The sequence below is a fragment of the Acidovorax sp. 99 genome (assembly GCF_003096455.1).
In the GTDB taxonomy this organism is placed as follows: domain Bacteria; phylum Pseudomonadota; class Gammaproteobacteria; order Burkholderiales; family Burkholderiaceae_C; genus Acidovorax; species Acidovorax delafieldii.
On sequence record NZ_QEKU01000001.1, the window covers coordinates 2,726,330 to 2,743,615 of the forward strand.

Genomic DNA, 17,286 nt, shown 5'->3' on the forward strand with positions numbered 1-17,286 from the left:
TCCAGAACGGTGCGTTGCCAAAAAACAGTGCGGGGTCGCCGCAGGCCAGGGAATTTGTTCACCAAAATTGTGCGTTTTATTGCACTTGTGCAAATTATTGTTTTTGCACGAAAATACACAAGCACTAAATATGCCAACCCGTTCATGCCGAGCGGTAGGCCCTTCTTCATTGCCCAAACACAGCCCGGACCTCTTTCCTTACACATTCCCATGAACACTTTGCCAACCCCCGTTTCCCCCTTCCTGGCCCTGGCGCACGCCCTGGCCGATGCGGCCCGCGTCCACTCGCTGCGGTACTTCCGCACCCCGCTGGATGTGCTGACCAAAGCGGACGAGAGCCCGGTCACCATTGCCGACCGCGAGGCCGAAGCTGCGATGCGCGCGGTGCTGCAGGCGCAGGCACCCACGCACGGCATCCTGGGCGAGGAGCATGGCCGCGAGCGGCTGGACGCCGAGTACGTGTGGGTTATCGACCCCATCGACGGCACCAAGAGCTTCATCACCGGATCGCCGCTGTGGGGCACGCTCGTTGCACTGCTGCACCAGGGGCTGCCCGTGCTGGGGCTCATGGATTTGCCGGTGCTGGGTGAGCGCTGGACGGGGCTGGCAGGCCAGCTGACGCAGTGCAATGGCCAGCCCGTGCGGGCCAGCGGGTGCGAGCAACTGGCGCAGGCCCGCATCTACACCACGTCGCCGGACGCCTTTGGTGCGGCCGACTGGCAGTGTTTTGAAGCGCTGAGCCGCCAGTGCGCGCTGCGCCGGTTTGGCGGCGACTGCTATGCCTATGCCCAGCTGGCGGGGGGGCATGTGGACCTGGTGGTGGAGGCGGGGCTGCAGCCCTACGACTACCTCTCGCTGGTCTGCCTGGTGGAGGGCGCGGGCGGGCGCATTACCGACTGGCAGGGCCGCGCGCTCACGGTGGCATCGGATGGGCGGGTGGTAGCCGCTGCCACGCCGCATTTGCATGCCCAGGCGCTGGCCCAACTGGCCGAAACCGCCATCGCCTAGTCGAATGCGGTGGCGCCTACACTGGGCGCACCATGTTCCGCTGGCTCCTCGTCATTCTCCTGGCCCTGATGTTCATCAGCTGGCTGTCGCCGCTGCTGCGCCGCATGGGCTTTGGGCGGTTGCCCGGGGACTTCCGGTTTCGCTGGCTGGGGCGCGATTGGGATGTGCCGCTGGCGTCCACGCTGCTGCTGAGCTTTGTGGTCAGCCTGATCACCAAGCTGTTGTAGGGCCGCCATCACCGCGGCCGCTGCGCCTGCTAGCCCGCCGTCTGCAGCGCGTCCAGAAACGCCTTGCGCCACCAGTGCACATCGTGCTCCCTGATGCGCGCCATGAGCTTCTGGTGGCGCGCCTGCCGTTCGGCCAGCGGCATCTGCAGGGCCTGCTGGATGCTGTCGGCCATGCCCTGGGGGTCGTAGGGGTTCACCAGCAGCGCCTCTTTCAACTGTTCTGCTGCACCTGCAAACCGTGACAGCACCAGCACGCCGGGGTTGTCCGGGTCTTGCGCCACCACGTATTCCTTGGCCACCAGGTTCATGCCATCGCGCAGTGGCGTGACCAGGCCCACGGCAGCGGCGCGGCACAGGCCCGGCACACGTTTGCGCGCCACCATGCGGTGGATGTAGCGCACGGGCATCCAGTCCAGTTCGCCGTAGTCGCCATTGACCGAGCCGCACAGGCCCTCCAGTTCCTGGCGCAGGTCGGCATAGGCGTGCACGTCGTCGCGGCTGGGTGAGGCGATCATGATCATCGTCGCACTGTCGCGGTTTTCGGGGTAACGATCCAGCAGCTCGCGGAATGCGCGCACGCGGTGTGGGATGCCCTTGGAGTAGTCGAGCCGGTCAATGCCCAGCAGCAGGCGCCTGCGCGAATACTCGTCGCGCATGTTCTCGTAGGTCTCCACCGCGTCGGGGGCGTGTGTGAGGCGGGTAAATTCGTCCACGTCGATGCCGATGGGAAACGACTGCACCACCACGGTAGCCCCAAAGGCGCGCACGCGCTTTTCGTCCACTTCTTCGGCGCTGCCCTCGTTGCGCACATAGCGCGTGAAATGCGACACGTCGGCCTCGCTCTGCAGGCCCACCAGGTCGTAGGCGAACAAAGACCGCATCAGCCACTCGTGCTGCGGAATGGCCGCCATGATGAGCGGCGGCGGCATGGGAATGTGCAGAAAGAACCCGATGCGCTGCTTGCAGCCCATGGCGCGCAGTTCGGCGGCCAGCGGGATCAGGTGGTAGTCGTGCACCCAGATCACATCGTCGTCGCGCAGCAGGGGCAGCAGCTTGCGCGCAAACATCTGGTTCACACGCCGGTAGCCGGTGATGTAGCGGGCGTTGAAGTCGGCCAAGTCCAGCCGGTAATGGAACACCGGCCACAGCACGCTGTTGCTGTAGCCGTGGTAGTAGCTGTCATGGTCTTCGCGGCACAGGTCCACGGTGGCCAGGGTGACGGCGCCGGCCTGGCGGGTGTGCAGTTCGCTCTCGCCGGGTGTGCCGTCTTCGACCACGGTGCCGCTCCAGCCAAACCAGAGGCCTCCGGTCTGGTTCAGGGCTTCACCCAGGGCCACAGCAAGGCCACCGGCGGCGGGCTTGCGCGGATCGGCAAGGCGGTTGGAGATGACGACAAGACGGCTCATGGGGGCAATCATCCGTGCTGACCGCCCCCGGCCGGTGTCGGACAGCGCCTCAAATCACGCTGTCCCAGGGCGCTGACAGGCGCACGGCGGCGTTGATCACACCCACCATCGAATAGGTCTGCGGGAAGTTGCCCCACATCTCGCGGGTTTCGGGGTGGGTGTCCTCCGACAGCAGGCCCAGCGGGTTGCGTGCGGCCAGCATGGTCTCGAAGATGGCCCGTGCCTCGGCCTTGCGGCCAATGCGCGCCAGCGCGTCGATGCGCCAGAAGGTGCAGATGTTGAAGGCCGTTTCGGGCTTGCCAAAGTCGTCGGCCGCCTCGTAGCGGCGCATGTAGGGGCCATCGCACAGGCTCTTTTCCATGGCCTCCACGGTGCTCACAAAGCGCGGGTCCTTGGGATCGATCAGGCCCACCTCGGCCATCAGCAGCACGCTGGCATCCAGCTCATGCCCGCCAAAACTCTCGGCAAACGCCTGGCGTTCTTCGCACCACGACTTGTTGAGGATCTCGGCGCGCATGCGGTCGGCATATTGCTGCCAGTGGCTGGCACGGTCGGCCAGCTGCAGCGTGGCGGCGATCTTGGCCAGCCGGTCGCAAGCGGCCCAGCTCATCAGTGCGGACGAGGTGTGCACCCGGGCGCGCGTGCGCAGCTCCCACATGCCGGCATCGGGCTGACCGTACACACGCACTGCGTTGTCGCCCACCTGTTCCAGCCGCTTGAATTCGGCCAGGCCCGCGCGGTGCAGCAGGCGGTGGTCATGAAAGGCCTGGGCCGCGCCCAGCACGATGTTGCCGTACACGTCGTGCTGAAAATGCTCGGCTGCCTGGTTGCCCACGCGCACCGGGCCCATGCCCCGGTAGCCCGCCAGCTGGGGCACAAAACTTTCGGGCAGGTCTTTCTCCAGCCCGATGCCATACAGCGGCTGGATGTGGCCGTCGCCGCCTTCGACCACCACGTTGCTCAGCCAGCGCAGGTAGTCCTCCATGGTGCCCACCTCGGAGATGCTGTTGAGCGCGCGCACCACAAAAAAAGCATCGCGCAGCCAGCAGTAGCGGTAGTCCCAGTTGCGGCCGCTGTGGGCCGACTCAGGGATGCTGGTGGTCATGGCGGCCACGATGGCACCGGTTTCTTCGTACAGCGACAGCTTGAGCGTGATGGCCGCACGGATCACCGCGTCCTGCCATTCCAGTGGAATGGCCAGGGCGCGGCTCCAGCTGCGCCAGTAGGCCGTGGTCTCCTGTTCAAAGCGGCGGGCGTTATCGGCAATACCGTCCACCAGCGTCTCGTCGGCGCCCAGCAGAAAGTTGTGTTCGCGCGTGAGCACAAACGCCTGGCCCGACAGCACATGCGACACCGGTGCATCGGTGGACAGGCGCAGCGTCATGCTCTCGCCCACATAGCGGATGTGGTTGCTGCCGCGCGTGATCTCGGGCGTGGTCTGGCCCCAGTCGTAGCGCACCTTGAGCGCCACACGGATGCGCGGCGACCCCTGGATGGGGCGCACCCGGCGTACCAGCGTCATGGGCCGGAAGTAGCGTGACCGGCTGTAAAAGCGTGGCGCAAAGTCGGTGATCTCGATGCCGTGGCCCGCCTTGTCGAACAACTGCGTGCGCAGGATGGCGGTGTTCGGCTCGTACCACTGGTGGGCCGATGCCAGGTCTTCCAGCTCGATCGCAAAGTGGCTGCCCCCATCCCCGGGCTGCAGCAGGGCATTGAACACCGGGTCGCCATCAAAGCGCGGCAGGCAGCACCACACCATGCGGGCGTGGTCGTCGATCAGTGCGCTGATGGCGCAGTTGCCGATCATCCCGAGGTTGAGCGAGCCCGTCTGGGGGGCTGTGGCGGCTGTGTTCATCGTTCGCGCTCCAGCGTTGTGCGTGCAGACGACAACCAGCCCCGCAGTGCGGCCGATGTCATGCAGCGGTGTTGTGCCATGGTGGGCCCTTCGCCCACCTTGATGCCCCAGCCGCCGAGCGTCTGCACAGCGGCAAAGCCGGCCTCGTCGGTGACGTCATCGCCCACAAAGACCGGCGTGCGGCCCACAAAGGGTGGTTGTGTCATGAAGTCGACGATGGCCTGGCCTTTGTGAACGCCACGGGGTTTCACTTCAAAGACGCATTTGCCACGCAGCAGTTCCACACCTTCCACCTCGCGCATGGCCCGCACCAGCGTGTCGTGGCACAGGGATTCGAGGTGGGGCGCCTGGCGGTAGTGCAGGGCCACGCTCACACGCTTGGTCTCCACCAGCAGACCGGGGTGGCGCGCTGCCAGGGCCTGAGCGGCTTGCAAGACGGACTCCAGCGCGGGTGGTGCGGTGGCGGGCACCGAAGTGTCAAAAAGGCGGTATTGGGCCCCATGTTCGCTCGCCAGCGGCAGGCGCAGCGGCGCCAGAAATCCGTCGATGTCGGCTTCGGGTCTGCCGGTCACGATGGCCAGCGCCCCACCCAGCTGGGTGTGCAACGATGACAGCGTGGGAATCAGGCCCGATGCGATGCGCACCGCCTCAGGGCGCGGTGCCAGCTCGGTGAGCGTGCCATCGAAATCGAGAAAAAGCGCATGGGCAGTTGTCAGTGTGGGGAGCAGCTGCATGCGCGAAACCATAGCAGACGCTGCAATGCAGGCACGGCCACCAGGGGGATTCAGGGCTGGTAAACGCGCGCAAGGTCTGCGACCGGTTGCAACTGGAGTGGCCGCAGATTGCCGCGCGGACTCTTGAAACCGCGCGCCTGCGGCGCCAAATGATCACCAAGCTTTTTGCCTCTAACTCTTGCTGCGCCATGACCGAAGCCCTGCACATCGTCTGCCCCCATTGCCACACCACCAACCGCGTGCAGAGCGCCGACCTGGGCAGCGCGCCCGACTGTGGCCAATGCCATCAGCCCCTGTTTGCTGGGGCGCCGCTGGAGCTGGATGCCACCAGCTTTGACAAGCATGTGGTGCGCAGCCACATCCCGGTGCTGGTGGATTTTTGGGCCCCGTGGTGCGGTCCCTGCCGCCAGATGGCGCCCGCCTTTGCGCAGGCTGCGCGTGAGCTGGAACCCCGCGTGCGCCTGGCCAAGCTCAACACCGAAGACCAGCAGGCCATTGCGGCGCGCTATGCCATCCGTAGCATTCCGACCATGATCCTGTTTCAGCAGGGGCGTGAGGTGGCGCGCATTTCGGGCGCGCTGGGGGCGGCGGACATCGTGCGCTGGGTGCGTACCGTGGTGGGGTGATTGGGAACGACTTGGCAGGTTTTGAAGCGTTTTAGGCCGCAAGCGATAGTTGAATATGCCTTGAGTGCTATTGAAATAGTAGCTATTGATCCCGCGCAGACGGGTTCCTCAACGAATCCCAAGCGCCCGGTCCAGCGACACGTTGCCGGCACCGCGCCCCACCAGGTACAGCATCAGCCCCGCCCATGACAGGTGGGTGGGCCACGCGTCCGGGTAGACAAACAGCTGAATCGTCAGCGTCATGCCCAGCAGCGCCAGGGCCGACAGGCGTGTGAACAGGCCCAGCACCAGCAGCACCGGGAATAGGTGCTCGGCCACGGTAGCCATCTGCGCTGCCAGCTCGGGTGGCAGCAAGGGCAGCTTGTATTCGTCGCGGAACAGCGCGTAGGCGCTGTCGGAGATGGTGAACCAGCCCTCGACCTTGGTGCGTGCCGACATCCAGAAGATGCCCGCAATGGCCACGCGGTTGACCAGGGCCAGCAGGCTGTGCGGGGTGAGCCAGGTGGCGGTGTCGGCCAGGCGGGCCCACAGCATGCGCGGGCCTGTGGCGGGGGGCGTGTGGACGTGGGTGGCCGGGGTGTTGGGGATGTGCATGGTGGGCTCCTCAGCCGGTGTGGGCGGTGTGTGGGTTGGTGGTCGTCAAGGCGCCCGCGTCGAGCAGGCTGGTCATCAGGGCGGCAAAGTCGGTCGCCGGCTCGGCCACCAGGGCGCGGGTGGCGGCAGTCTCCAGTGGCAGGCCTTGGGCGCACGCGTCCAGAAACGCCACGCCGGCGCGGGACAGGGGCCGCCATATCACGTCCGCATGGGGCCGGGTGAGCAGTGCGCCGTCGCCGTGCCAGTCCAAGGCCTCGGGCAGGGCCAGGCCTTCGCGGTGGTGGTGCCACAGCGCATAGGCGGGAAAGTCTTCACACCAGGCCCAGCGTGCGGCGGGGTGCGGCTGCAGTGACGCGTGGGGCACGGTGCCAGGGGCCGGCTGTGCCAGCCAGTGGCGGTCCACGGCGGTGGCGTCTGCCGCCAGATGGCATGCGGTCCAGCAGCGGTCAAGGCTTGCCACGGCGCTCAGGTAGGGCAGTTCGGCCGCCGGTGCAAAACCGGCCAGAAAGTTGTCAAACCCGGCGCCATAGTCCACCAGCAAGCCGTCACGCGGCGGCTGCGCACGGGCAAACACCGCCGCAGCGGCGCGGAACCAGTCTTCGCCCACCAGCTGGCACACCGTGGGGTAATTGGCCTGCAGCGCATCGATGCAGCCCTTGAGCACGGTGTTGCGGTACACGGCAAAACCGGGCTGAGCTTCCAATGCGGACAGCCATGGTGCATCTGCAGCATGGCCGAGCAGAGCGGCAGAGAAGCCGTCCTGAAAGGTGCTCAGCTGCATGCAACCTCCCGGGGCTGTGCATGGGTGAGCGCGCGGTGGGCACGCTCCCGCTCGGCCAGCAGTTCATTGAAGGTAGGCAACTGGTCGTCGCGTTCGATCAGGGTGGGCACGGGGCCAGTGCGCGCCATCACCTGCTCGTACAGCGCCCACACCGCTGGCGCGATGGGCGCATCGTGGCTATCGATCAGCAGAGCATTGCCATGCACCGGGTCGGCATGGTGGCCTGCCAGGTGGATCTCTGCCACGGCGTGCAGGGGGAAAGCTTCGAGGTAGGCTTGCGCGCTAAATCCCAGGTTGTTGGCGCTGATGTACACGTTGTTCACGTCCAGCAGCAGCGTGCAGCCGGTGCGCCGCACCAGCTCGGCCAGAAAATCGGTTTCTGCCCAGTCGTGGCCGTCGATGTGCAGGTAATGCGTGGGGTTCTCGATGGCGATGGGGCGCTGCAGCACATCCTGCGTGCGGGCGATGTTGCCGGCGATGCGGTGCAGTGCCGCGTGCGTGCGCGGAAACGGCAACAGGTCGGGCAGGTATTGCCCGTGCCAGGTGGACCAGGCCAGGTGCTCCGAAATGATGGCGGGCTCTATCCGTCTTGCGAGGGCCGCAAGCCGTGCCAGGTGGGCCTCATCAGGTGGTGTATCGGCCGCAAGCGACAGTGACACGCCATGCAGTGCCACTGGGTGGCGCGAGCGGATGGCTTCGAGCCAGGCCAGGCGCGGGCCGCCGTCGGCCAGGTAGTTCTCGGGGTGCACCTCCCACCACAGGCCGGGGGCAGTGCATCGCAGCGCCTCGTCGTAGTGCTGGGGCTTGAGACCCAGGCCGGCGGTGAGAGGGGATGCCATGGTCAGCTCTTCATGGGCGTCAGCATGCCCATGCCCTTGGGCGTCTTGATGGTGGTGCAGGTGCCTGCGGGCACAAACTTCCAGGCGTTGCCCTGGTAGTCCATCTTGGACGTGCCCGCGCAGGTGGTGCCGGGACCTGCGGCGCAGTCGTTCTTGCCAGCCATCGAGACGCCGTAGCACTTCTCCATGGCAGGCTTGGCGCCGTCCATGGGGGCGGCGTTGGTTTGGGCCATGGCGGCGCCAGAGGTCAGGGCAACGAGTGCGAGGGCGCCGAGGCTGAGGGTGCGAGTGGTCATGGTACGGTTCTCCGAGGGTTGGATAAAGGTTGAATCCGACCGGGTTGCGGCACTGAGGTCGCATTGAGTGGCCCGATCTGCGTTGTAATTCGGGCTGTGCAGCAGGCGGGTTACAGCACTGCTCAAAAAATCGTGGCGGCGTTGCGCAAATATTTTTTGTGTTGCCTGTAACCCATTGGCCCCGGCATACGAATTCTTTGCAGGGAGACACCATGGAGATAGTGGAAGAGCGCCTGCGCGGCTTGCTGATGCGGGGGCTGGATGCCGATGCAGCCTCTTACCAGCGTTTTTTGAAGGAGCTGAGCGCTCACCTGCGCGCCTTCCTGCGCCGCCGCCTGGCGCAGCGGCCCGATGAGGTGGAAGACCTGGTGCAGGAGACGCTGCTGGCCGTGCACAACCAGCGCCACACCTACCGGCCCGAGATGCCGGTGACCGCCTGGGCGCATGCGATTGCGCGCTACAAGCTCATCGACTGGCTGCGCTCGCATGCCGTGAAGGAGGGCCGCAACGACCCGCTGGACGATGCCGACGAGTTGTTTGCCATCAGCGACAGCGAGGCTGCCGAAGCCCGGCGAGACCTGGGGCAACTGTTGCGCACGCTGCCAGACAAGCAGCGGCTGCCCATTGAGTATGTGAAGCTGGAAGGGTTGTCGGTGGTCGAGACGGCGCGCCTCACGGGGTTGTCGGAGTCGGCCGTCAAAGTCGGCGTGCACCGGGGGCTCAAGGCCCTGGCCGCCAAGATCAGGGGAATGGCATGAAAACCGATGAATTGATCCACCTGCTGGCCACCGATGACCGGCCGGTGCAGCCCGTCGCTATTGAGCGACGGTTTGCTGTCGCTAGCGCTGTGGGCATTGCCGGTGCCGGGGGGCTGATGCTGGCCCTGTTCGGTCTGCGCCCTGACCTGCTGGCGACCATGGCGTTGCCCATGTTCTGGGGCAAGCTGGTGTTTGCGGCCGCCCTGGCAGCCGCTGGCCTGGCGCTGCTGCGCCGCATGGCCCGCCCGGGCATGCCGCTGGGCCTCGCAGCCCTGTGGCTGGCGGTGCCGCCGCTGGTGCTGTGGGCCATGGCCCTGGGGGCTCTGTGGCAGGTGCCTGCGGCGGAGCGTGTGCCGCTGATTCTGGGCAGCACCTGGCGGACTTGTCCCTTCAATATCGCCTTGCTGTCGGTTCCTGCGTTCGTTGGGGGCTTCTGGGCGCTCAAGGGCGCTGCGCCCACGCGGCTGGCGTGGGCAGGAGCGGGCGCTGGCTTGCTGGCAGGCGCGCTGGGGGCGCTGGTGTATGCCCTGCATTGCCCCGAGATGGCCACCCCGTTTTTGGCGGTGTGGTATCTGGCGGGCATGGCCATACCGACTGCTCTGGGGGCTGTACTGGGGCCGCGTCTGCTGCGCTGGTAGCGCTGGTGGGGGAATGGAGCTTCAGGCGCTGACACGCTTGCTGTACGCGCGGAACACTGTGTCCAGCGTCCAGCCCAGCGATTCGTAGAGCTTTTGCGCCGTGGTGTTGGTGTGGGCCGTGGTCAGGTCCATGCGCACCTTGCCATGGGCGCGGGCCGTCGCTTCTGCCGCCAGCAGCAAGCTGCGCCCGGCCCCTGTCTTGCGCGCTGCGGGCGCCACGAACAGGTCGTACAGCGTGTAGATGGGCGCTGCCTCCACCGAGCAGAACGTGGGGTAGAGCTGGCAAAAGCCCACCGCTGCCAGTGCCCCATCCATCGCAAGCAAGATCACGGACTCGTCGCGCTCCAACCGCTCTGCAATGAAGGCCCTCGCTCCGGCCAGGTCTGGTGCCTGTTCGTAGAACTGCCGGTAGGCATCCAACAGCGGCGCGATGGTGTCGGCGTCTGCCGGGGTGGCGGGTCGGATGTGCACAGAGGTCATAGCGGCGTCGTGATCGCAAAATAGCCAAAAGACGCACCCTTTCCAGGGTGCGAGCGGACGCGGATTGTAGGGAGGGTTGGACCGATCTTGGCGACGCAGCGCACGCGGTCAGGTGGTAGCGCCGTGCGCCTGGGTGTGCAGCCACTGCGCCACCGCCTCGACCCGTGCCTGGTGGATCAGCGCACCCACCTGCGGGCCGCTTTGGCCCCTGGCGGCGGCCTGGGCCGCAATCTCGCGCGTGACGACCGATTGGACGGCGGCCAGCACGGCCAGCAGGCGGGGGCGCTGCGGGTAGGCAGACTCTTCAAACCCCAGCCGCCCACGTGCGTCGCATTCGCAGGCCAGCAGAATCTCGGCAAACCGCTCGGGCTTGCGGATCGCGTCGCAGCGCTCCAGCAGGCGCACCAGGGCAGCGGCAGACAAATCGGTGCTGCGGTGGATGTGGCCATGTTCACGCGCCACCACGTCGGCCGTCTCGCGGCAGTCCACCGGCACGCGCAGGCGCTCGGCCACGTCTTTCAGCAACTCGGCGCTGCGGGTTTCGTGGTCGATGTGGCGTGGCAGCACATCGGCGGGCGTGGTGCCCTTGCCCAGGTCGTGCGCCAGGCAGGCAAAGCGCACGGTGAGCGGCGCCGAGAGCCGCGCGGCCATGTCCAGCACCATCATCAGGCGCACGCCGGTGTCTACCTCGGGGTGGTAGTCGGCGCGCTGGGGAACGCCCCACAGGCGAGCCACCTCGGGCAGCAGCACGGCCAGCGCGCCACACTCGCGCAGCACCTCGAACATGCGCGAGGGTTGTGCTTCCATCAGCCCGCGCGCCAGCTCTTGCCACACGCGCTCTGCCACCAGGTGGTCCACCTCGCCATGCGCGACCATCTCGCGCATCAGCTGCATCGTCTCGGGCGCCACGGTGAAGTCGGTGAAGCGCGCCGCAAAGCGCGCCACGCGCAGGATGCGCACCGGGTCTTCGCGGAAAGCGTCGGTCACATGGCGCAGCACCCGTGCCTCAATGTCTTGGGCACCAGAATAGGGGTCAAAAATGCCTTCTGCGCGCTTCCCATCTATGTTTTCAGCTATCGCATTGATAGTAAGGTCGCGGCGGGAGAGGTCTTCTTCCAGCGTCACATCCGGCGAGCTGTGCACCACAAAGCCCCGGTAGCCGCGCCCGCTCTTGCGCTCGGTGCGGGCCAGCGCGTATTCCTCGCGTGTTTCGGGGTGCAAAAAGACGGGGAAGTCGCGCCCCACGGGCAGGTAGCCTTGCGCCAGCATCTGCTCGGGCGTGGCGCCCACCACCACCCAGTCGCGGTCATTCACCGGCCTGCCCAGCAGCTTGTCGCGGACCGCGCCGCCCACCATGTAGATTTGCATCGGCGTAGTTTAGGCCGGGCCCCCGGCCGTATATTCCTGTCCACCATGTCCCTATCGTCCGACCTCACCATTGCCCAGCTCAACCCCGACGGCAGCGTGCCCGTGCCCCAGGCGCCTGACGCCGCCGCCAACGCGGCCGCCGAGGCCCTGCAGCGCGAGGCGCAATTCGAGGCCCTGAAGGCCCAGGTGGAGGCGCTGCAGGAGATCCTGGCCAAGCCGCTCAACGACATCCTGGCTGAACATGACAAGTTCAAGGAGGTGGCGGCCGCATGGGATTCCTTCGGCGCGATGTGGATGCTGTCGCAGCGCGCCATGCGCCGCGTGGCGATGGACCTTGCTGCCACCCAGGGCGTGAGCGAGGAGGATGTGGTGGCCCGCGCCATGGCCTACGCGAACCAGGTGCTCAACACCGAGGACGAAGACCTGGGCGGCTCCATGGCCCCCGCCCAGTTGGCGCACATCGCGCGGCACAAGGCGTTCTTGCGCAAGCAGTTTCGGTAGCGTGGCCCGGCTGCCCGTGCCCCTTCAGCCAAACACCGGCCTGAAAAAACTCCGCTCATAACTCACGATGCACCCCGTGTCTTCGGCATAGCGGAAGGCCGCCTGGCAGTCCGCATCCTGCATCGACGCCTCTCGGTAGCGCTCGTAGGCTGCGAGGCTCTCGAACGTGAACAGCGCCAGCGCGATGTTGTTGGCGCCCTCGCTGGGCATGAAGTAGCCGTGGTGTTGGCCGCCGAATTTCTCGACCAGCGGAATCCACAGTTTTCCGTAGTGCTCAAACTCTTTCAGCTTGCTGGTGTTGAGTACATAGCGCAGGTAGATGGTGACGGCCATGGTGGTGCTCAGCCTTGGGTATGGCGCAGGCGGTAGGGCTCTTCGAAGTCCAGGAAGTCCTTCTCGGCCAGTGCCTCGTCGATCCAGGCCTGCACGCCGGGCAGGGCGCGCACGCGATCCACATAGGCCTGGATGGTCGCAGGCACGGGCAGGGCGTAGGTATGCAGGCGCATGCAGACGGGCGCAAAGTAGGCGTCGGCCACGGTGAATTCGCCAAACAGCAGCGGACCGCCATGCTCTTGCAGCAGCGCACTCCACATCTCCACCAGGCGCTGCACGTCGGCGCGCACGCCGGCCTGGTCGCGCCAGATCAGGGCGCCGGTGTCGGCAAGGTTTGCTTCGATGTTCATGGGGCAGTGGCTGCGCAGGGCGGTGAAACCGCTGTGCATCTCGGCGCAGACGCTGCGGGCGCGTGCGCGGGCCTTGGCGTCGGTGGGCCAGAGCTTTTTGTCGGGGTGGGTCTCGGCCACGTACTCGGCAATCGCCAGGGTGTCCCACACCACCAGGTCGCCGTCCACCAGCACGGGCACTTTGGCCGTGGGACTCACGGCCCCGATGGTGCGCTTGAATTCCGACTGTGCGTCGAAGCTGTCAAAGCGCACGCGCACTTCTTCAAAGACGATGCCCGCCTGCTTGAGCAGCACCCAGGGGCGCATGGACCAGGACGAGTAGTTCTTGTTGCCGATGTAGAGCTTGAGCATGTTGGGCACCTGAGATGAAGAGGTCAGCCCGCCATGCTAGCGGCTGCCGGGCGCGTCAGCGATGCCAAAAACTGGTCTGAATGATGCGCTGCCGGCATCACAGGCCATCGTGCAGGTCTGCCTGGCCGGGGGTCAGATGGGCCAGACCACGCCGTTGTCGTTCAGGATGGCGTCGAGTGGCAGGTCGAACTCCTCGGGCTCGAAGTCGTCCAGGTAGCCATGGGTGAAGCCCAGGCCCACGGTGAACGGCTTGGGCTGCAGCGTCGCCAGCGTGCGGTCGTAAAAGCCGCCGCCATAGCCCAGCCGGTAGCCACCCGGTGCGTAGCCCACGCAGGGCACAAACAGCAGCGTGGGCACGATGACCTCGGTGTCCTTGGGCTTGGGGATGCCATAGGCGTCTTCTTCCATGGGGCAGCCGGGGTACCAGGCGTGGAAGGTGAGGGTCTTGTGCTGCTTGTTGACCACGGGCAGGCCGATGCGGCGGCGCAGGGGTTCGTCCAGCAGCTCGCCGTCTTCCTTCCAGCGGTGCAGGGCGGGCAGGGGGTCGAACTCGCCCTTGATGGGCCAGTAGGCGCCGATCACCGTATCCGGCCGGTTCACCAGCCAGATGCGCATCACCTGCTGTAACAGGTCGGCCCGCTGTAGGCGGTCGGGCAGGTTGAGGCGTTCTTCTATCAATGTGCGCCGAAGGGCTGCTTTGTCCATCAGATAATTCCCCCATGCAATTTCTCAGAGCGATTCTGACACCCCTTGTGGCCGCCACCCTGCTGGCCGCCACCGCGCCCCTTGTCATGGCGCAAAACCGTGGTGACGATACCCTGCTGGAGATGCAGCAGGCGTTCCGCAAGGGCGACCGCAACAAGCTCGCGCAGCTGCTACCTGCGGCACGCGGCCATGCGCTCGAGCCTTGGGCCGCGTACTGGGAGTTGCGCGTGCGTCTGGGCGAGGCCTCGCCACCGGAGATTCAGGCCTTCATGCAGCGCTACGCCGGCACCTACCAGGAAGACCGCCTGCGCAACGACTGGCTGCTGCTGCTGGGCCAGCGGCGCGACTGGGGCCAGTTTGCCGACCAACACCCCAGCTACCGCATGTCGGACGACCGCGAAGTGCGCTGCTACGCGCTGCTGATCGACCAGATCAAGGGCACGGCACCGGCCACCGTGGCCGAGGACGTGCGCAGCAACTGGTATGCGATCCGCGACGCCGACGATGGCTGCACCCACGCCGCGCGCGAGCTGTATGGCTACAAGAAGCTCTCGGCCCTGGACGTGTGGCGCAAGGCCCGCCTGGGCGTGGAGGCCAACCGCCCCCGCGTGGTGCGCTCGGCGGTCGAGATCGTTTCGCCCGAATCGCTGCCGCAGCTCAAGGATGTGCTCGATGCGCCCAGCAAATACCTGCTCTCGCGCGCCACGGCGGCCGGCAAGGCCCGGCAAGAGTTGGTGCTGCTCGCCCTGTTGAAGCTGGCCACCAGCGACCCGGACGGCGCGGCCTACCAGCTGGAGAACAAATGGGGCGTGCACCTCTCGGCCGAAGAGCGCAACTGGGCCTGGGGCGTGATCGGCAAGACCGCTGCGCAGAAACTGGCCAGCAACGCCCACGGCTACTTCGCCAATGTGACCAAGGACAGCGACCTCAACGACGACCTGCTGGGCTGGAAGGTGCGTGCCGCCTTGCGCGCCGGCCAGTGGAAGGCCGTGGGCAAGGCGGTGGATGCCATGGGCCCTGAAGGCCGCCAGGACAGCACCTGGGTGTACTGGAAGGCGCGCTCGCTGCTGGCGGGCCGCGTGAGCGATGCCGAACGCGCCGAAGCCCGGCAACTGCTCGAAGGCATTGCCGGAACGCGCGGCTTCTATGAGCAGCTGGCGCTCGAAGAGCTGGGCCAACGCATCACCACGCCCCCCGCTCCCGCGCCCCTCACCGCCGAAGAAAAGGCTGCCGCCCGCGCCAACCCGGGGCTCAACCGCGCCCTGTACGCCATCCTGCTTGGTCTGCGCAGCGAAGGCGTGCGCGAGTGGAACTACACCACCAACCTGCACCAGAGCGGCGGCATGCCCGACCGCGAACTGCTGGCCGCCGCCGACTTCGCCTGCCAGCGCGAGGTGTGGGACCGCTGCATCAACACCAGCGAACGCACCAAGGGCGTGGTGGACGTCACGCAGCGCTTTCCCATGCCGTTTCGCAGCACCGTGGTGGAGCGTGCCCAAGGCATCGGCATCGACCCGGCCTATGTGTACGGCCTCATCCGCCAGGAAAGCCGTTTTGTGATGGATGCCCGCTCGCATGTCGGTGCCTCGGGCCTCATGCAGGTGATGCCCGCCACGGCCCGCTGGACGGCCAAGAAGATTGGCCTCACCAACTTCACGCCCGACCAGATCACCGACCGCGACACCAACATCACCATCGGCACGGCCTACCTCAAGCTGGCGCTGGACGACTTTGCGGGCTCCATGCCCATGGCCGCGGCCGCCTACAACGCGGGCCCTGGCCGTCCACGCAGCTGGCGCAACGGCCCGGTGCTGGACGCCGCCATCTGGGCCGAGAACGTGCCTTTTGCCGAGACGCGCGACTACGTGAAGAAGGTGCTCTCCAACACCACCAACTACGCAGCCATCCTCACCGGCCTGCCCCAGTCTCTCAAAAGCCGCTTGGGCACCATTGGCCCCCGCGACGCGAACTTGCCCGAGGTAAACAAGGACTTGCCCTGAGGCCCTGTTGCTCGCCATGCGGGGGCGAGAGGTACCTGGATTGCTATCAATAGAGGAGCTGAAGGCGCATATTCAACTAGCGCCTCAGCCGGGTTTTATTCAAAAATGAGAGGGTGTGATGGGCAAACTGGCATGGATGGCCTGCGTGGCCACAATGGCCGCGGCAGCGGCGTGGAGCGTGGGCGCGCAGGCGCAACCCGTGTACAAATGGGTGGACGCCGAGGGCAAGACCCACTACGGCTCGCAGCCCCCGCCCGCCAAGCAGGATGCCGAGCCGCTGAAGCTGCAGAGCAACAACGGCACCAGCGGGGGCAGCGGCGCTTCCTCTGGCAGCAAGGGCACCAGCGCCAAGGCGGGCCAGCAGTACAACCCCGATGGCACCAAGAAGGTCTCCAAGGACGTTGAGGAGTTTGGCGAAGGGCTCAAGAAATCGCTGGGCACCGTGGACAGCCAGCAGGTCCCCCTGAACTGCGCTGTGGCCGTGGACAACATCCACTACCAGGCCGACCTGATGCTGGAAGTGGGCCAGAAGAACGTGCGGGACGGTTACATGACCCAAGCGGCTTTTGACGCCACGGCACCCAAGATCCGCGAAGCCAAGGGCAAATACAGCGTGTCCGACTGCCAGGGCGCATCGGGCAACAAGAAGTCGTTTTACCAGTGCATGTCCAGCAGCAAGAACCACGTGACGGGCTGCGACAAGCAGTTCAAGCATTGATGGGTATGCTAGGTCCAATGGGTAACCGGGGGTTCAGGTCTTTTTTGGCCGCTGCATGGCTGGCATTTGCCTGGCTTTGTGCGGCCGCAATCCCACTTGAAAAAACCCCCATCACGCTTGATGGTGCAGAGATGGCTCGGTTGGTCGCCGCCATTTCGTTGCCTCGGCCAGGCGTTCTGGTTACGGTCACCGGTGTGTATGTGTACGACTTGGGCCGCACGTCAAGTGCACCACACGCAAATTTTGAAACCGATGCATTCGAGACCGGGCCAGGATATCGCCGTCACCGCTTGGGGTGGTGCGAACTGGCGCAAGGGGCAAAGTGGAATTGCACCAACCGAGACCGGCTAACGCGAACCATTCGCGACTTCACGATCACTGCTACTCTGCCTATCGATATGTCCACGGAGCTTGCGATTCGGGCTCTTGATTTTGCCGTACCGCTCGTCAACGAGGGCCTTCGGCCTGAGATCGAGTTCTCATTGAAGGAATATGAAGATTACATCTCGGTCGGCTTCGGGTCCGGTTGCATAACGTTCATGGATATTCGGGTAAAGGGCGAAGCATTTGAGAAGGTGGACCGGAAAACAACGGCACGAATCTGCTACTGAGTTCACCTCTGGCCGGTCTGGAAGTTCTTGTTAACCCCTGCTGGCAACACCGTGCGGGCGGAAGTGTCCCGCGACATGGCCCTGGACCCTAAGGTTAAAACGGAGAA

Annotated in this window: 21 protein-coding genes; 9 read left to right on the forward strand and 12 right to left on the reverse strand. The window is 65.8% G+C overall.

The window, feature by feature from the left end; all coding sequences use genetic code 11:
- The first annotated feature begins 210 nt into the window (after nt 1-210).
- Both hisN and C8C95_RS12755 read left to right on the forward strand, forming a co-directional pair.
- On the forward strand, nt 211-1,008 hold the full coding sequence (gene hisN / locus C8C95_RS12750; RefSeq protein WP_116748830.1) for a histidinol-phosphatase: 798 nt from the start codon (nt 211-213) through the stop codon (nt 1,006-1,008).
- Nucleotides 1,009-1,040: 32 nt separating this feature from the next.
- The gene (locus C8C95_RS12755; RefSeq protein WP_056745516.1) at nt 1,041-1,235 is read left to right on the forward strand and encodes a DUF2905 domain-containing protein; all 195 of its coding nucleotides are present in this window, start codon (nt 1,041-1,043) and stop codon (nt 1,233-1,235) included.
- A gap of 29 nt (nt 1,236-1,264) precedes the next feature.
- Here C8C95_RS12755 and otsA read toward each other — a convergent pair whose 3' ends face one another.
- Genes otsA through otsB form a run of 3 tightly spaced genes read right to left on the reverse strand, consistent with a single transcriptional unit; the run spans nt 1,265 to nt 5,230 of the window.
- Nucleotides 1,265-2,641: an alpha,alpha-trehalose-phosphate synthase (UDP-forming) gene (gene otsA, locus C8C95_RS12760; RefSeq protein ID WP_056745889.1), complete on the reverse strand. Its 1,377-nt coding sequence runs from the start codon at nt 2,639-2,641 to the stop codon at nt 1,265-1,267.
- Between the two features lie 49 nt (nt 2,642-2,690).
- Nucleotides 2,691-4,496: a glycoside hydrolase family 15 protein gene (locus tag C8C95_RS12765; protein WP_116748831.1), complete on the reverse strand. Its 1,806-nt coding sequence runs from the start codon at nt 4,494-4,496 to the stop codon at nt 2,691-2,693.
- A complete protein-coding gene (otsB, locus tag C8C95_RS12770; protein WP_116750272.1) occupies nt 4,493-5,230 on the reverse strand; it encodes a trehalose-phosphatase in 738 nt (245 codons plus the stop codon). The genes C8C95_RS12765 and otsB overlap by 4 nt, the downstream gene beginning before the upstream one ends.
- Nucleotides 5,231-5,418: 188 nt before the next feature.
- Between otsB and trxC the strand changes: the two genes are divergently transcribed.
- Entirely contained in the window at nt 5,419-5,856 is a 438-nt protein-coding gene (gene trxC / locus C8C95_RS12775) for a thioredoxin TrxC (protein WP_108498515.1), read from the forward strand.
- Between the two features lie 108 nt (nt 5,857-5,964).
- Here trxC and C8C95_RS12780 read toward each other — a convergent pair whose 3' ends face one another.
- The 4 genes from C8C95_RS12780 to C8C95_RS12795 all read right to left on the reverse strand — a co-directional run bounded on the left by C8C95_RS12780 (nt 5,965) and on the right by C8C95_RS12795 (nt 8,366).
- Nucleotides 5,965-6,390, reverse strand: coding sequence for a DoxX family protein (locus C8C95_RS12780; protein WP_116750273.1), 426 nt, complete (start codon nt 6,388-6,390; stop codon nt 5,965-5,967).
- A gap of 70 nt (nt 6,391-6,460) precedes the next feature.
- The gene (locus tag C8C95_RS12785; protein ID WP_116748832.1) at nt 6,461-7,231 is read right to left on the reverse strand and encodes a DNA-binding domain-containing protein; all 771 of its coding nucleotides are present in this window, start codon (nt 7,229-7,231) and stop codon (nt 6,461-6,463) included.
- Complete coding sequence (locus tag C8C95_RS12790) at nt 7,222-8,070, reverse strand: DUF692 domain-containing protein (protein WP_116748833.1); 849 nt, start codon at nt 8,068-8,070, stop codon at nt 7,222-7,224. The genes C8C95_RS12785 and C8C95_RS12790 overlap by 10 nt, the downstream gene beginning before the upstream one ends.
- 2 nt (nt 8,071-8,072) lie before the next feature.
- Nucleotides 8,073-8,366, reverse strand: a complete 294-nt coding sequence (locus tag C8C95_RS12795; protein WP_056059544.1) for a DUF2282 domain-containing protein — start codon at nt 8,364-8,366, stop codon at nt 8,073-8,075.
- 212 nt (nt 8,367-8,578) lie between these two features.
- Between C8C95_RS12795 and C8C95_RS12800 the strand changes: the two genes are divergently transcribed.
- Both C8C95_RS12800 and C8C95_RS12805 read left to right on the forward strand, forming a co-directional pair.
- Nucleotides 8,579-9,124, forward strand: coding sequence for a sigma-70 family RNA polymerase sigma factor (locus C8C95_RS12800; protein ID WP_116748834.1), 546 nt, complete (start codon nt 8,579-8,581; stop codon nt 9,122-9,124).
- Nucleotides 9,121-9,762 carry a DUF1109 domain-containing protein gene (locus C8C95_RS12805; RefSeq protein WP_099731337.1) on the forward strand — a complete coding sequence of 214 codons (642 nt, stop codon included), beginning with the start codon at nt 9,121-9,123 and terminating at the stop codon, nt 9,760-9,762. The genes C8C95_RS12800 and C8C95_RS12805 overlap by 4 nt, the downstream gene beginning before the upstream one ends.
- 21 nt (nt 9,763-9,783) lie before the next feature.
- Here C8C95_RS12805 and C8C95_RS12810 read toward each other — a convergent pair whose 3' ends face one another.
- Together C8C95_RS12810 and C8C95_RS12815 are read right to left on the reverse strand one after the other, a co-directional pair.
- Entirely contained in the window at nt 9,784-10,242 is a 459-nt protein-coding gene (locus C8C95_RS12810) for an N-acetyltransferase (RefSeq protein ID WP_116748835.1), read from the reverse strand.
- 108 nt (nt 10,243-10,350) lie between these two features.
- Nucleotides 10,351-11,610 carry a multifunctional CCA addition/repair protein gene (locus C8C95_RS12815; protein ID WP_116748836.1) on the reverse strand — a complete coding sequence of 420 codons (1,260 nt, stop codon included), beginning with the start codon at nt 11,608-11,610 and terminating at the stop codon, nt 10,351-10,353.
- Between the two features lie 45 nt (nt 11,611-11,655).
- Between C8C95_RS12815 and C8C95_RS12820 the strand changes: the two genes are divergently transcribed.
- Entirely contained in the window at nt 11,656-12,111 is a 456-nt protein-coding gene (locus C8C95_RS12820; protein WP_116748837.1) for a hypothetical protein, read from the forward strand.
- Nucleotides 12,112-12,135: 24 nt separating this feature from the next.
- Here C8C95_RS12820 and C8C95_RS12825 read toward each other — a convergent pair whose 3' ends face one another.
- The 3 genes from C8C95_RS12825 to C8C95_RS12835 form a co-directional block, all read right to left on the reverse strand.
- Nucleotides 12,136-12,444 carry an NIPSNAP family protein gene (locus C8C95_RS12825; RefSeq protein ID WP_116748838.1) on the reverse strand — a complete coding sequence of 103 codons (309 nt, stop codon included), beginning with the start codon at nt 12,442-12,444 and terminating at the stop codon, nt 12,136-12,138.
- A gap of 8 nt (nt 12,445-12,452) precedes the next feature.
- A complete protein-coding gene (locus C8C95_RS12830; RefSeq protein WP_116748839.1) occupies nt 12,453-13,145 on the reverse strand; it encodes a glutathione S-transferase family protein in 693 nt (230 codons plus the stop codon).
- 132 nt (nt 13,146-13,277) lie between these two features.
- Complete coding sequence (locus C8C95_RS12835) at nt 13,278-13,850, reverse strand: 5-formyltetrahydrofolate cyclo-ligase (RefSeq protein ID WP_056059531.1); 573 nt, start codon at nt 13,848-13,850, stop codon at nt 13,278-13,280.
- Between the two features lie 14 nt (nt 13,851-13,864).
- On the opposite strand from C8C95_RS12835, the gene C8C95_RS12840 reads away from it, so the two are divergent.
- From C8C95_RS12840 to C8C95_RS12850, 3 genes are all read left to right on the forward strand, one after another.
- Nucleotides 13,865-15,850 carry a lytic transglycosylase domain-containing protein gene (locus C8C95_RS12840; RefSeq protein WP_116748840.1) on the forward strand — a complete coding sequence of 662 codons (1,986 nt, stop codon included), beginning with the start codon at nt 13,865-13,867 and terminating at the stop codon, nt 15,848-15,850.
- 118 nt (nt 15,851-15,968) lie between these two features.
- Nucleotides 15,969-16,568 carry a DUF4124 domain-containing protein gene (locus C8C95_RS12845; RefSeq protein ID WP_116748841.1) on the forward strand — a complete coding sequence of 200 codons (600 nt, stop codon included), beginning with the start codon at nt 15,969-15,971 and terminating at the stop codon, nt 16,566-16,568.
- A 44-nt stretch (nt 16,569-16,612) separates the two neighbouring features.
- Entirely contained in the window at nt 16,613-17,179 is a 567-nt protein-coding gene (locus C8C95_RS12850; protein ID WP_133246230.1) for a hypothetical protein, read from the forward strand.
- Nucleotides 17,180-17,286: the final 107 nt, after the last annotated feature.